This is a genomic window from Mycobacterium venezuelense (genome assembly GCF_054919535.1).
The window spans coordinates 304,122-318,631 of the sequence record NZ_JBONDW010000007.1; the positions used below are offsets into that span (position 1 = coordinate 304,122).

Genomic DNA, 14,510 nt, shown 5'->3' on the forward strand with positions numbered 1-14,510 from the left:
TCTACCTCTGCTCGATCAGATTTCGGTGTCCGTGAGGACCTCGGTGTTGTCGGCCTGCGACTCGATCAGGGCCGGCGACTTCGCGTACGGGTTGTACTCGTTGGTCGCCACGTCCTCGGGCGTCAGCTTCGCCTCTTCGGGAGTCAGCGTGCCGACACGCTCGGCCAGGCCCCACCAGAAGCCCGTCTGTTGTTTGTCGAGGATGAGGTTGTTTGCGTAGTAGTGCTTCGTGACCTGTTCTTTCGGTAACCCGGTCAGCTGGGCGACTTTGTCGCGGTACTCGTCGGGATGGCCGTTGGCCCAGTTGGCCACCTTTGCGAGGATGCCGACGAACTCCTTGGTCTGTTCTGGGTACTTTCGAATGAACTTGCCACTGGCGCTGATCGGTGCGAGTCCGCCGTCCTCGCCGGAGTTGTTGAAGTCGGAGAAGGCGACTTTGAGCGCCGAATCGGTGCGCAACACACCGTTGAGTGGCGGATGGATCACCGCCAGGTCCACCTCGCCCTGCTCGAGGGACTGCGGCATCTGGCTCTCGGACTGCGTCAGGAATTTCACCTTGGTGATATCGACGTCGTTCTTGACGAGGTAGTCCTTGAGAATGAACTCAGCGCAGCCTTTCAGAGAATTCAGCGATACGGTCTTTCCCTCGAGTTCCTTCAGATTGTCCGGTCCGATCGCGGAATCCGCGCGGGTGAAGTACTCCATGTGCGGCTCATCTTTGGTCGTGTAGGTGCGCGATGCGATGACCTTCAGATCCACCCCAGCTGCCACAGCCGACAGCGATCGGTTGAACATGTAGGACGCGAACGTGATGTCCCCGGTGCCGAGTAGCGCGGGTATCTGCCCCGAGTCGATCGCGCCGACATATTCTGGACGGATACTGGCCTTGTCCCACAGTCCGAATTCGTCGGCTAGCTTCACCAGTGACGGCGCCTTCGGATCCTCGGACCACTTGAAGTAGACGGGGTTGTTCGGGTCGGCCGGCACGACCTGTTCGGCTTGCGCCGACTCAGCGGAGTCACTCGACGAGCACGCCACAAACGTGGTCGCCGCCAACGCCGCAGCGATGAGCGTGATGGCGCCGCGGCGGAATTGGCCGTGCAGTGCGGCCTGTGCCTTGAGCATCGGTACCTTCCCTGAGCTGATGGGTTGTGTAGGATTCATGGTCGAGTGGGTACCGCTGGGCGACAAGAAATTTCGGCTACCGAAACGCTTAAGTTCAGCTTCAGTTTCGGGTGGACGCGCGCCACGCTCTGCCCGGTGGACCCGAGGTAGTCATCGCGTGCTCCGCCGCGCATAAATTTCTCCGCGCCGCTGCGCATCTCGTTCGGCGCTGACTAGCTGGATGCCGGCGTCGGCGAGAACCTGCTCGGCCTCAGCCGGTGCGAGTGTAACGAGTTCATCGGCCGCCGGACCGCTCCGGTACGCGCAGTGACCCCGTTGCCGAGGTTGGCGATCAGCTTGCGGTACTTCCAGGCCATGATGGCGTCACGGGTTTCCGAAAGGAACTGTGCCGCACGGAATGCCGCTGTGACCTGTTCAGCCAGGTCGTCTCGGCCGTGTGGATATCGGCCGAGGTCGAGAATGCCTGCGACCGGGTGACTTTGCTGGACCATCACGCCGGGTTCGAGGTGGGCGGTCGTCAGTTCGCCGCAGGTACCGGCTGTCGCAGACGCGGTAGCAGTTGGTCACCGACCCTGCCGACTTCGGACTTGTACGGCGTGTCCGACAGGACGAAGTGGGTGACACCGAGCTCGGCGTAGCGCTGCAGTGCGGCACCGACATCGGCGGCCGAACCGACGAGCCAGGTGGTTCCGGCGCCGCCTCCGCCATAGCGGCCGGGCGTGGTGTACAGGCACGTGTCGAGAACCTCGCCGCGTTCGGCGAGGTCGAGAAGGCGTTGTTGCCCCACGGCAGCACCCTGCTGGCGGCCGTGTAGATCGGGCCGCCCCGCGATCGAGGCGATCTTGGCTTCGGCGTCGTGCCAGGCCTGCTCGGTGGTGTCGCGGATCAGGGTGGTCACCCGCAATCCGAATTCGAGCGGAGCGTGTTCACGACCGAGCTTGTCCGACAGCGTCTTCAACCGGTCGATACGCTCGGCGATCCCGTCGAGGGGTTCACCCCAGAACAACTGCACGTCTGCCTCGGCAACCGCGACGTGTTCAGCGGCTGTCGAGGCGCCACCGAAGTACAAACGGGGGTGGCGGCCCTGCTCGGCACCGAATACTCGGGGGGCGACCGTCGAATGTTCGACGCGGAAGAACTCGCCGTCGAAATTGACATCTTCCTCACGCCACAGGCGGCGAACCACCTGCAGGAACTCTCTGGTGCGGTCGTACCGACGGGACTTGTCGAATTCGCCGTCACCGTATGCCGCCAGGTCGTCGGTGCCGCTGACGATGTTGATGAACAGCCGACCACGGCTGAGCTGATCGAGTGTTGCCGCCGCACTGGCGAAGTGGGCGGGATGCCAATAGCCCGGCCGGATCGCCACGAGTGGGGTGAACGTGGTGGTGCGTGCCGCGATCGCGGTTGCGACGGTGAAGGTGTCGGGCCGGCCCCATCCCGTGCCGATCAAGGCGCCTGCCCAGCCGTGCTGCTCGGCCCGGAGCGCGAGATCGACCGAGTAGTCCAGGGTTCCCCACCCATCGACCGTGTCGTCGCCGCGATGCCCGGGCTCGACGGTGTTCGGGATGTACCAGAGAAACTCGTGGCGGAGCCGGTCGGTCGTCGTCATCAGGCTCCCTTCGCGGCATGGAGATCGGCGACAACGAGGTCTCTGGTGATCGCCTGAGACAGCCGTGGCACGCCGATCCGCAAGCTCGGAATGTCGCCGACGGGGCGGCCGAAACTGACGTTCGCGCCGATGCTGAACACATGGATGTCGGCCAGCCACGGCGCCGATCCGGGGATCTTTTCGGTGAACTCGTATCCGGGTCCCAGATACGGTGCCACTCCGAGGATGTCGTTCTCGAGTCCTTCCGGTGGTGTGTAGACGTCCTTCCACAGCGCGATGTGCGGTGCGATGGTCGCGAGTTCGGGACGTGTGGACGGGTTCTGCTGGTAGCCCGTTCCGGCGATCGCATAGTCGAACGTGCGTACGCCGTCGGCCGCGTCCACGCGTACGCGGCCGCCGTGTTCGGAGGCAGATGACCACGCGGCCGAAACGTGCACGTGGTAGTTGTCGAACGCTGCTGCGCGGGTGACCGAATCCTCCGGTACGTTTGCGCCCTGCCGGGCCGCCTTGACGCGCTGCTCCCAACGCTCGGCGTCACTGAGGAGATGAAACACGTCCTGTATCAACGGGTTGGGTCGGTTGGCGAGATTGGCGACGACGACAGCGGGCCGGCGGGTGTACACGTGCACCTCGCCCGCACCCGCTTCCAACGCCGTGGCCGCGGCGTCGAAGGCCGAGGCCGCGGCACCGAGTACGGCGACACTCTTGCCGCGCAGTGAGTCGAAGTCGATCGCGTCGGCGGTGTGTGCCCACAGCGCCGGGGGCAGGCCGCGAAGTTCGGCGGGGATGTAGGGACCCCCGGTGCCGGACACGCCACCGGCGAGGACCAGTTTACGGGTGGTTTCGGTCCATCGATGGCCGTCTTGTTCCAGAGTCAGACGCAACCCCGTCTCGCCGGGCGCGATGTCAGTGACGCGGATGCCGCGGCGAACCTCCACACCGACCTGCTCACGGAACCAGCTCAGGTAGTCCGCCCAGTCGGATGTGGCGATGCGGTCGATGTCGTCGAAAGCCGCTGGCCCGTAGATGCTTTCGAACCAAGCGCGAAACGTCAGTGCCGCATTGCCCAGCTCGGGCCCCGAGATGGTCTTTCCCGTCCGCAGCGTGCGCATCCGTGCACGGGACTGCCAGGCCAGATCTGACTCCTGTCGGCCCGCGTCGATGACGGTCACGTTCGCCACCCCTGCCCGCAGCAGGGCATGAGCCGTTGTGATGCCGGTCTGTCCGCCGCCGATGATGGCCACATCGTGGTCGACGTCCTCGCGCGCCGCGATCCAGTTGTTGCCGTCGAGCCCGAGTAACCGCAACGATTCCTTCGCCGCGATATCCGCGCTCGCAATGCTCAAATCCTGTGTGGTCATCGGGACACCGCCTCGGCGAGTAGATGGGAATTGGAAGGCCGGGCGAGCCCGTAGTGTCCACGCAACGTCGAAGCGGAGTACTCGGTGCGGAAAAGGCCGCGCGCCCGGAGAATCGGTACGACATGGTCGACGAACAGTTCCAGGCCGGACGGCAGCGTCGGCGGCATGATGTTGAAGCCGTCGGCCGCACCACCGCGGTACCACTCCTCGATCGTGTCGGCCACCCGCTCGGGTGTGCCCACGAATGTGCGGTGACCGCGGCCCCCGCCGAGGCGCCCGATCAATTGCCGCACGGTGAGGTGTTCCCGACGAGCTAACTCGACCACCAGCGTGTAACGGCTCTTGGCGCCTTCGATCGCGTCTTCGGGTAGCAGCCGGTCGGGCAGTTGTTTGTCGAGTTCCAGATCATCGAGCGGGATCCGCAACGTGTTCGCGAGTTGCCGGTGCGCGTACTCGGGCACGATCGCCTCTTCGAGCTCGCGATCTTTGGCGGCTGCCTCGCCCTCGGTGCTGCCGATCACCGGGACGATGCCCGGCAGGATCTTGACGGTGTCGGGGTCGCGCCCGGCCGCGACGGCACGGGATTTGAGATCGGCGTAGAACGCGCGGCCTTCCTCGATGGTCTGCTGCGCGGTGAACACCGCCTCGGCATACCGTGCGGCCAGTCCTTTGCCGTCCTCGGACGAGCCTGCTTGGACCAGAAGGGGATAGCCCTGGGGCGAGCGGGGGATGTTCAGCGGGCCTTCGACCGAGAAGTACTCGCCGCGGTGTGCGGGCGGGTGGATCTTCGACTGGTCACCCCACCGGCCCGTCGATTTGTCCGCGACGATCGCATCGTCTTCCCAGCTGTCCCAAAGCTTTCGCGTCACCTGTATGAACTCGTCGGCCCGCGCATACCGGGACGCGTGATCGGGCAACTCGCTCAAGCCGAAATTGCGAGCCGCTTCCACGGACGCGGTGGTGACGATGTTCCACCCGGCACGCCCGTTGCTCACGTGGTCGAGCGAGGCGAGCCGACGAGCGAGGTTGTAGGGCGAGTTGTATGACGTCGACGCGGTCGCGATGAGCCCGATCCGCTCCGTGGCGCCTGCCAAGGCGGTCAACAGAGTCAGTGGTTCGAGAACGCCGAGCGGCCTGCGCCCGACGTCACCGTTGAGCTGCGGGCTGTCGGCGAGGAAGAGCGAATCGAAGGTGCCGCGTTCGGCGATGGTGGCCAGCTCGACGTAGTGCGAGACCGTGGTCGCCGCGAACGGGTCGCTCTCCGGCAGACGCCACGACGCCTCGTGGTGGCCCGTGCTCATGAGGAACGCATTCAGGTGTAGCTGACGTCCGCTCATCTAGGTGACCTCCAGACCAGGTATAGTGAAATCTGTTGATTGGTCACAAGTTATCGACTCGATGCTGATAAAGCTCCGAACTTTCGCTACGAGAATGGTGTAGCGGAACTGCGTCTATGCCGCGTGGCACCCGGCGTCAGGAGGCGACGCTCAGTGCCTCGTCGGATTGCGCAGGCATGGCCTCGTCCGCGATCGTCCGCAGTGTCCGCAGGATCAGCGCGATGTTGGGGTCACGTTGCCGCCCGGCGCGGACCACCGCACTGACGGTCCGCCCGCCGAGATCCAGTCCCGGCACGATGAGACCTGCCAACTTCGCCGGGACCGAAAGGCGGGGCACGATCGCCGACGCGACCTCGGTTGCCGCGAGGTCACAGATATTCTGCGCTCCGATCAACCGATGTTTGACTTGTGGTGTGAAACCGGCGCTTTCGCCTGCCCGCATGACCGCGGCGCCGAGACCGGAGTTCTGGGGGCCTGTCACCCATGGTCCGTCGGCCAGTGCTGCAAGACCGTTCTTGCGAACCCTCAAGTGGGTATGCGTCGGCGCCAACAGCACGAGGGGCTCGAACAGCAGCGGCACGGCATTCAGACCGCCTGGTGAATCCTGACCGACGAAGTCGTACTGGCAGGTGATCGCGACGTCCACCTCACCTTGGCGGAGCAGGCGGATGGCGGCCGAACTCGACTCCTGCTGCACCTGCACCCGTAGATCCGGCGCCTCGCCACTGAGCCGTTGCATGAGCGGAACAGCCAGCGTCGGAATCCCCATGTTGAACGTGGCGATCGCGACCTGCCCGGAGACCCTGTCCCTGGTTTCGGCGACGGCGCTCATGGCTTCGTCGACCGCGACCAGAACACGACGCACATGCTCGGCGAGCACCTGGCCACTTCGAGTCAGCCCCAGAGTTCGGCCGTCGCGCCGGAACAGGACCGCACCCGCCTCTTCTTCGAGCACGCGAAGTTGTTGAGAAACAGCAGAACTCGTGATGTTGCGCCGCTCGGCCACGGCGGTTACCGAACCCAGGTCGGCCAGGTCGGACAGCAGCATCATGCGGCGTAGATCCAACATCAAACACTCCCCGCGGTGGCTTTTGCCTGGAGTGGGTTGGCGATCGGCGCGATTGACATGGGAACCTCATCAGCTTGATGCGAGACTTGCGGCTGGACACAACTGCCCGGCAGCGTGTCGATCAGAATGGCGCGCGCACAGCTTGTGTCGGGCGGGCCCGAAGCAGGCTCAGCGACAACAGATCGCGCTACAGTCGCGCATGAGATCGACGTGCAGTGACGTGATGAGGTCCGTCGAGTTCACAAGGTCGAATGATTGCAGAAACGTGTGGGCGGGCGCAGGAGACCCGCGCCCGCCATAACCGCTATCAGGCCTCTGAACAGGCTCTATGAAGCTGAGCCCGCAGGAATCACCGCGGTTGTAATTCCGGCGTGATCAAGGCGTCGTTGTGCCTCGGCATACACGTCGTCGGGCAGTGGGCCGCGACGGGCGGCAACCGCGTTCTCGCGGACGTGGTCCGGGTTGGCGGTTCCGGCGATGATTGTCGTGACGCCGGGCGTTGCAATGGCGTAGCGCAGCAGGAAACCCTGCTCGGTGTCTCCGTCGCGCAGGTCGTCCAGGCCGACGTCAGCCCAGGTGACCGGGCGGCCGTCAGCAGTTGTCTTCTCCCGCTTGCCCGCCTGTGCGACTCCGCCCCGCACGATGATGCCGAACCCGCGTTCCTCGGCAAGTCGGAGGCGAGTTTCCAGATCGCGCTCCAGGGCAGAAAATGGCACCTGGAAAGGCCGAGAACTCATCGATTTGCAGATGATCGTCGATGTTCGGAAGGGTCGATGACACGCCGAAGGCCAGGATCTTGCCCTCGTCGCGCAACGCACTCAGCGTCTCCACGGCTCCCTCGCGCTGGAGCACCTCTAGCGACGGGCTGATGTGCAGTTGAACGAGATCGAGGCGATCGGTGCGCAGGCGTCGCAAGCTCTGTTCGACGCCGGCGCGGATGTTGGCGGGTGAATAGTCGTGGGGGAGTGGACCAGGCGGAGCGTCCGGGTGGAAGCCCAACGGGCAACCGGCTTTCGAGGCGAGGACGTACTCGTCGCGCCGGGATCCGATGTGTTTGCCGATCCGCTCCTCGCTCAAGGCGTAATCGACCGAGGTGTCGATGAAGTTGATGCCTTCGTCCAGAACCGTGTTGAGCACCTCGGCGGCTACCGCTTCGTCGAGTGGCCTCGGGTTGCGATGCGGTTCGCCGCGAAGTTCCATGGCGCCGAACCCGAGTACCGTCACCAGCGGTCCGTCGTCACCGAGCCGGCGCCGCTCCAGATCACTCACGTGTGTTCATCCTCCATCGGTGTTGTGGGTGAGAGTGCGATGGTGTCGCGTCAAGGCGGGCCGTTCAAAAGTGTGACGCTACGGGATTCCTAAACGAGAACTGCGGGATTACGGGGGACGTTAAGCCGCGCTGAAACGTTCCGGTAGCAGAAGACGGTTGTTTGTGCTGACGGCCGAACCGACGCTGACCAGAGCGAGGCGGACCGCCGCTCGCCAGCCAACACCTCGATACAGGAGTCAGCCAGATGACCGACCTCTCCGAACGAGCGACCGCAACCAGCCCCCTCACCGAAACCGGCCTGGACGTCGTTCCCCTTGCCGGCTACATCGGCGCAGAGATCCGCGGGGTCGATCTCCGTAGCGATCTGGAGCCCAGTGTGGTCGAGGAGATCCGGGGCGCGCTCCACACCCACAAGGTGATCTTCTTCCGCGATCAGGAGATCGGCCACGCCGAGCAGATCGCGTTCGCGCGGCGGTTCGGCCGCGTCACCCCGGCCCATCCGCATGAGGAGGAGCCGCCGGAGGGTTTTCCGGAGATCCTGCCGATCGACAGCCGTCGCTACGAGCGTCACCTCGGCCGCAAGCGCACGTCGTACGACAACAGTTGGCACACCGACGTGACGGCACTGGTGAACCCGCCCGCGGCCTCGATCCTGCGTGCGCACATCCTGCCCCCGTACGGCGGCGACACGGCCTGGACCAACTTGGTCGCCGCATACGAGAACCTGCCGAAGGAACTGCGCGATTTCGCCGACAAACTCGACATCAAACATCAGTTCAATACCAGGGCGGCCACGGGCAGCCAGCGCGAGCGCAAAGTCCGGGAGGCAAATCTCGTCGCATACCACCCCGCCGTCAGGGTGCACCCCGTGACCGGCGAGCGGGCCCTGTTCGTCAGCCCCGGGTTCACGCGTGGTGCCCGGGAGATCCGTGGCTTCAGCCCATCTCAGAGCGAGGCGATTCTCAAGCTTTTCTGGGAGGAAGCCACCCGAACCGAATTCACCGTGCGTTTCCGTTGGGCGCCTGGCAGTGTCGCGTTCTGGGACAACCGGGCGACGGCACACCTGGCCATCCCGGACGCCGGCCATCTCGATTACGACCGCGTCCTCTACCGTGTGACACTCGAGGGGGACATACCCAAGGGCGTCGACGGCCGCGAATCCGAACTGGTGTCCGGCGAACCGTTCCACGGCTCCTGAACCCGCCTGCCCTGCAAAGAGAAACGGATCATAATGTCAGTCGCGCTACCCAGCACAGACCATCGACAACTAGGCGCGAACGGGCCGGTCGTCTCGCCAATCGGGCTCGGCTTCATGAGCTTTCGCACGGGCGCAGGCCCCGAAGACGAGAAGCAAGCCAAAGAACTCGTCGACACGGCCATCGATCTCGGTGTGACCCTGTTCGACACCGCCGACGTCTACGGTCCCGAGTTCAGCGAGATCCTGCTCGGCAAGGCGATCCGCGGAAGACGGGATTCCCTCGTCATCGCAACGAAGTTCGGTAACGCCCTCGACCGGGACACCAACCCGGGTGCCCGTGCGCTCGACGGCAGGCCGGAGTATGTGCGCACCGCGATCGAGGGCTCGCTGCGCCGCCTCGGAATCGACCACGTCGACCTGTACTACCAGCATCGCGTGGACCCCGAAGTGCCGATCGAGGACACCGTCGGCGCCCTCAAAGAACTCGTCGACGCGGGGAAGATCCGCTACATCGGATTGTCGGAGCCCGGCCCGCAGACGTTGCGACGCGCGCACGCCGTACATCCGATCGCCGCGATCCAGAACGAATGGTCACTGTTCACCAGGGATATCGAAAACGACACCGCGCCGATCGCGCGCGAACTCGGCATCGGCATCGTGCCCTACTCCCCGCTGGGGCGGGGCTGGCTGACCGGGCGGGTGCGCACCACCGCCGACGTCAAGGGCGTCCAGAGCCGGCACCCACGGTTCGGTGCCGACGTGTTCGACCGCAACCGTGCCCTGGCCGACAACGTCGCCGCCGTCGCGGCTGAGATCGGGGTACAACCCAGCCAGGTCGCCCTGGCGTGGGTGCTGTCGCGCGGACGGGATGTCGTGCCCATCCCCGGTACCCGGCATGCCGAGTACTTACGGGAGAACATCGGCGCCTTGAGCGTCGAGCTCACCGCAGAACATCTCGAACGGCTCGACACCATTGCCGAAGGGGTGGGTGGCCACCGGTCAATCCGGCCCGAGCACCTGGGCACCGAGGCTCCGGCCGCGCCCTGACCTCGTGCCGAACGTGAAGAAGATGGCGCGATTTTCCGGAAATCTCGCCATCTTCTTCACACTGGGCGCCGACCGAATCAGAAGAATCCGCTGTCGGGAAGCGCCGCCCCGTTCACTGCGATATCTCCGAGGACGCGGGCCTTGTACACGGTCGGGTTGTGGGAGAACAGGGTCCGCAGATTGCGCCAGTGCCGGTCGAGGTGCGCCGTCGAGCGGGCTGAGGATGCCCCGCCCGCGTCGAAGATCCGCGAGGCCGCGCGCAGCGCAGGTTCTTCGATCGCGACCTTGACCCGTGCGGCCGCGATCGAAGCCTTGGTCTCCAGCTCAGCGTCGATTCCGCTGACCCGGGCGGTGTCCAGCGCAGGCGCCAATTCTGTTGCGGCGCGCAGAACCACCGCCTCCGCGGCGTACGCGGCCGCGTCGATCTCGCCGACGATCTCCAGCAGTTGCGGGTCGCGGGCGGGGGCTTCGGCGGTCGCGAATGTGTAGGTACGGTGCCGCTCTCGTACGAGTGTGGCCGCCTCGGATGCGACGCTGCGCAGGATCCCCGCCGCGATCGCGTGCAGGTACAACTGCACCAGGGCACCACGCGCCCGGTCGACGCCCACGTTGGTGCCCAGCGTGAGCACCTCGTCGTCGGACACCGCGACGTCCTCGAAGAGGGTTGTCCCGCTACCGGTATGACGTTGGCCCACACCGTCCCAATCGTCGAGATGGACGACCCCGGTCCGGTCTGCGGGGACCACAGCCGCGACCGGCGCGCCGTCCTCGTTCTCGGCCGTCACCCGCAGATAGTCCGAGAACTGAGCGCCGGTGCTGTAGAACTTGCGGCCGCGCAACCGCAAACCGCCGCCTTCCCGAAGCAGTTTGGTGTCATAGCTCTGGCCGCCGACGCTGCGCGTGCTCTGTTCGGAGCTCACCCCGCCGATCAGGCGGCCCTCGGCTATCACCGAGATCCACCGTTGCTTGGCCGCGGTCACCGGGACGCGCTGCAGCTCTTCGACATTGGCGAAGTGCACGCGCAGAATGTGGGCCAGGTCGGGATCGGCCTCGGCCAGCGAGATCAGGAACTCGAAGAACTGCGGCACCGTATAGCCACCGCCGCCGTACGCCGTGGCCAGGCGCACCGCACCCAGTCGGTTCTCACGCACGAGTTTCAGCCCGAGGCCGGGTGGTTCGATACCACCCTCATTCAGGCGGCGGCGGTAGTCCGCGGCGATCTCGTCGAAAACGGTCATTGTCAATCCTTTCCGGGGCCGGCAGGCGCGGACCCGTCGATCCAGGTGTCGTAGAACCACGGCACCGAGTTGGCGGCGTTGGCGAATCCCCGCACCCGCGGCGCGACGGCGAAGATCTGGGTGTCCTCCAGCAGTGGGATGGAGTACGCGTTGTCGATCACGTAGTTGTTGTATTCCTGCAGCAACTTGAGCCGGTGCGCCGGATCGGTGGCGCTGATCTGGGCCCGCAGCAGGCGGTCGATCGTCGGGTCAGAACCCTCCAGCGCATACAGATCACCGCCCTCGCTGTCGTAGTTCTGCCACAGACGCACCGGGTCGGCGGTAGGCCATCCGTTGCGGCGCAAGCCCACTGAGCCCTCGATGCTGGCGGTCGGATAGTTGGCGAAGTCGGTCTGGCGGATCACCAACCGGATGCCGATCCGTCGGAGCTGGCGTTGGATCAGCTCGTACATCGGTTTGGCCGTGTGGTCATAGACGTCGACGTAGATCTTCACGGCGAGCTCCTGGCCGTCCTTGGTCCGGTACCCGTCGTCGTTGACGTGCGTCCACCCGGAGGCCTCGAGCCGGCGAACGGCCTCGGCGGGGTCGTAGCGCACCGCGTCGCTGCGGTCGGTGTAGCCGGGGAAGTTCTTGGTGACGATGTTCTGCGCGGCCTTCCAGTTGTCGGTGTAGAGGGTGTGCAAAATCTCGTCACGGTCGATGCCGTAGCCGATCGCCTTGCGGACGTTGATGTCTTTCAGGTGCGGCGCTGTCTGGCGGACGTCTAGAGTGTTGGCCAATCCCGGTGTCCGCAGCCCGCGCACGTCGAAACCTTCCGCGGCCAGCAGGCGTTCGTCCGGCGGCTGGGAGTAGCGGATCGCATCGGCTTGACCGGCCCGCAGGGCGCCGACCCGCACACTGTCCTCGGTGACCGGGATGACGGTGATGGTGTCCAGGTACGCCTCGCCCTGGTGCGGTGCGGTGGCAGGCGCCCAGTTGTAGCCACGTCGTTTGGACAGGACGATCTGCTTGTCCGGGATCTCGGAGGTGGCATAGAACGGTCCGGATCCGATCAGGTTGGTGACGACCGACTGCTGCTCCTTGCTGGCGTCGATCGTGGCGTCGGCGACCAGCCCGGCGGTGTTGAGCGTCAGGACGGCGATGAACGGCGCGTACGGCTCGGCCAGCGTGACGCGGACGAGGCGGCGGCTGTTGTCGGCTGTGACCGATTTGACCTTGGGAAAGTAGGTATTTCGCGTGATGCCTTTGGCTTTGTCGCCGTTCGCTTGCCAGTCCAGGTTCCGCCGCACCGACTCGGCATCCAGGACCTGGCCGTCGCTGTAGGTGACGCCCTCGCGGATGGTGAACTCGTAGATCAGCTGGGAATCGTCGACGGTCCAGCGTTCGGCGATCCAGGGTACGAACTCGAAGGTCTTCGGATCCTGATACACGAGTCGATCCAGCATCTGGTCCTTCAACAGGCTGTTCTGCCAGTAGCTGACCTGGATCTGAAGGGATGCCGGGGCTTCCGCGTCCAGATAGGTCAGGTGGCCGCCGCGGGTGCCCGCCGGGGCCGGCTGTTGATCGGGGTCGGAGCCGCAGGCGACCAGCCCGGACGTGACGACCGACACCGCCGCCACGAGGGCGGCCACTCGTCGCCGGGTGCTCATGCCGCTCGCGCCGGCGCGCCGGGAATCGCGTCGAGCAACCGCCGGGTGTAGGCCGCGGCCGGTGCGCTGAAAACCTGTTCGACAGGCCCGGTTTCCACCAGCCGTCCGTGCTCGAGCACGCTGACGGTGTCGGCGATCTGACGCACCAGGCTGAGGTCGTGCGAGATGAACAGGTAGGTGAGTGCCAGTTCACGCTGAAGTTCGACGAGCAACTCCACGACCTGTGCCTGCACGGTGACGTCCAGCGCCGAGGTGGGCTCGTCGAGTACCAGGATCGGCGGATGAAGTATCAGGGCCCGGGCCAGCACCACGCGTTGGCGCTGGCCGCCGGAGATCTCGCCGGGCTTGCGGTCGGCCAGTGTCGCCGGGAGCCCGACTCGGTCGAGTGCGTCGCCCGCCTCGCGGCGCCGTTGCGACCGCGATCCGATTCGATTGATGCGCAGCGGCTCTGCGACGGCCTCACCGATCGTGAACCGCGGGTCAAGTGCGGCCAGCGGATTCTGATGCACCATCTGCAGAGTCCGCGCCTGTGCTCGCTGCCGTGCCGTATTCAAAGGGTTTCGTGGCTCCCGTAGATCTCCGGCGACCCGGACCTCACCCGAGTCGAAGTCGGTGAGGCCGGCCAACACCCGCGCAGCCGTGGTCTTGCCCGAACCGGACTCGCCGACAAGCGCGTGGATCGACCCGGTTTCGACGTCGAACGACACGGAATCCAGGGCGCGGGTCTCACCGAACTGTTTCACCAGTTCGCGGACTTTCAGTATGGGTTCGGCGGGTGGCTGCGTAGACCTCGCTGACGATCGCGCGTACTTGTCGGGGGACAGTGCCGGTGCGTCGGCGATGAGCTGACGGGTGTACCCGTCTTGGGGCGCGACCAACACCGTTGCCGTCGGCCCGGTTTCGCGAACTTCGCCGTCGCGCAGGACGACGACGTGATCGCTGTGATGTTGGGCGAGGGCCAGGTCGTGCGTGATGAACAGGACCCCGAGCTGCCGTTCCCGGCGGAGTTCGTCGAGCAGTTCGAGGATTCGTTGTTGCACCGTGACGTCGAGGGCTGAAGTCGGCTCATCGGCGATCAGCAGGCGTGGTTCACCGGCGATCGCGATGGCAATGAGTACACGTTGCAGCTGGCCACCGGACAGCTGATGCGGGTAATGCCCGGCCCGTCTCTGCGGCTCCGGGATGCCGACGCGCTCAAGCAGTTCGACCGCACGGGACGCCGCGTCGCGGTGGCCGGCGATCCGGTGGACCGTGAGCACCTCCGCGATCTGGTCGCCGACCGGCTTCAATGGGTCGAGTGATCCGAGCGGATCCTGCGGTACGAACCCGATCGTGGTGCCGCGTAGTTCTCGCCATTTCTGTTGCGAGAGTCCGGCCACGTCCCGATCACCGATGCGGATCTCACCGGCGGCGACCCGGCCGTTGTCTGGCAGAAGCCCCTGAACAGCGCGCGCGATGGTCGACTTGCCCGACCCCGACTGGCCGACCAGTGCCACCACCTCACCCGCTCGGACGTCGAGTGAGACGTCGCGCAGCACAGCCGATTTGGTGCCGTAGTCGATCGTCAGCCCGGAAACCGACAACAACGCAGAAGAACTCATATC

General features: G+C 65.4%; 13 protein-coding genes. 2 read left to right on the plus strand and 11 right to left on the minus strand.

Annotated elements, in window-relative coordinates:
• Positions 1-15 precede the first annotated feature (15 nt).
• From ACRCUN_RS14475 to ACRCUN_RS14510, 8 genes are all read right to left on the minus strand, one after another.
• Positions 16-1,164 (minus strand): ABC transporter substrate-binding protein, encoded by a 1,149-nt coding sequence (locus ACRCUN_RS14475; RefSeq protein WP_462142321.1) that lies wholly within the window; start codon positions 1,162-1,164, stop codon positions 16-18.
• Positions 1,165-1,337: 173 nt separating this feature from the next.
• Positions 1,338-1,616, minus strand: coding sequence for a hypothetical protein (locus ACRCUN_RS14480; protein WP_462142322.1), 279 nt, complete (start codon positions 1,614-1,616; stop codon positions 1,338-1,340).
• 26 nt (positions 1,617-1,642) lie between these two features.
• Positions 1,643-2,737, minus strand: a complete 1,095-nt coding sequence (locus ACRCUN_RS14485) for an LLM class flavin-dependent oxidoreductase (protein ID WP_462142323.1) — start codon at positions 2,735-2,737, stop codon at positions 1,643-1,645.
• Positions 2,737-4,098: an FAD-dependent oxidoreductase gene (locus ACRCUN_RS14490; RefSeq protein ID WP_462142324.1), complete on the minus strand. Its 1,362-nt coding sequence runs from the start codon at positions 4,096-4,098 to the stop codon at positions 2,737-2,739. The genes ACRCUN_RS14485 and ACRCUN_RS14490 overlap by 1 nt, the downstream gene beginning before the upstream one ends.
• Entirely contained in the window at positions 4,095-5,435 is a 1,341-nt protein-coding gene (locus tag ACRCUN_RS14495; protein WP_462142325.1) for an LLM class flavin-dependent oxidoreductase, read from the minus strand. Before ACRCUN_RS14495 ends, ACRCUN_RS14490 begins: the two co-directional genes overlap by 4 nt.
• A gap of 136 nt (positions 5,436-5,571) precedes the next feature.
• Positions 5,572-6,504: a LysR family transcriptional regulator gene (locus ACRCUN_RS14500; protein ID WP_462142326.1), complete on the minus strand. Its 933-nt coding sequence runs from the start codon at positions 6,502-6,504 to the stop codon at positions 5,572-5,574.
• Positions 6,505-6,830: 326 nt separating this feature from the next.
• Entirely contained in the window at positions 6,831-7,145 is a 315-nt protein-coding gene (locus ACRCUN_RS14505) for an aldo-keto reductase family protein (protein WP_462142327.1), read from the minus strand.
• Complete coding sequence (locus ACRCUN_RS14510; protein ID WP_462142328.1) at positions 7,096-7,773, minus strand: aldo/keto reductase; 678 nt, start codon at positions 7,771-7,773, stop codon at positions 7,096-7,098. Before ACRCUN_RS14510 ends, ACRCUN_RS14505 begins: the two co-directional genes overlap by 50 nt.
• A 245-nt stretch (positions 7,774-8,018) precedes the next feature.
• On the opposite strand from ACRCUN_RS14510, the gene ACRCUN_RS14515 reads away from it, so the two are divergent.
• Both ACRCUN_RS14515 and ACRCUN_RS14520 read left to right on the plus strand, forming a co-directional pair.
• The gene (locus ACRCUN_RS14515) at positions 8,019-8,972 is read left to right on the plus strand and encodes a TauD/TfdA dioxygenase family protein (RefSeq protein WP_462142329.1); all 954 of its coding nucleotides are present in this window, start codon (positions 8,019-8,021) and stop codon (positions 8,970-8,972) included.
• Between the two features lie 33 nt (positions 8,973-9,005).
• Positions 9,006-10,019, plus strand: coding sequence for an aldo/keto reductase (locus ACRCUN_RS14520; protein WP_462142330.1), 1,014 nt, complete (start codon positions 9,006-9,008; stop codon positions 10,017-10,019).
• Between the two features lie 77 nt (positions 10,020-10,096).
• On the opposite strand, the gene ACRCUN_RS14525 is transcribed toward ACRCUN_RS14520, so the two are convergent.
• From ACRCUN_RS14525 to ACRCUN_RS14535, 3 genes are read right to left on the minus strand one after another with little or no spacing between them, the layout of a single operon-like run.
• On the minus strand, positions 10,097-11,257 hold the full coding sequence (locus ACRCUN_RS14525) for an acyl-CoA dehydrogenase family protein (RefSeq protein ID WP_462142331.1): 1,161 nt from the start codon (positions 11,255-11,257) through the stop codon (positions 10,097-10,099).
• A gap of 2 nt (positions 11,258-11,259) precedes the next feature.
• Complete coding sequence (locus ACRCUN_RS14530) at positions 11,260-12,906, minus strand: ABC transporter substrate-binding protein (RefSeq protein ID WP_462142332.1); 1,647 nt, start codon at positions 12,904-12,906, stop codon at positions 11,260-11,262.
• On the minus strand, positions 12,903-14,507 hold the full coding sequence (locus ACRCUN_RS14535) for a dipeptide ABC transporter ATP-binding protein (protein WP_462142333.1): 1,605 nt from the start codon (positions 14,505-14,507) through the stop codon (positions 12,903-12,905). The genes ACRCUN_RS14530 and ACRCUN_RS14535 overlap by 4 nt, the downstream gene beginning before the upstream one ends.
• Positions 14,508-14,510 lie beyond the last annotated feature (3 nt).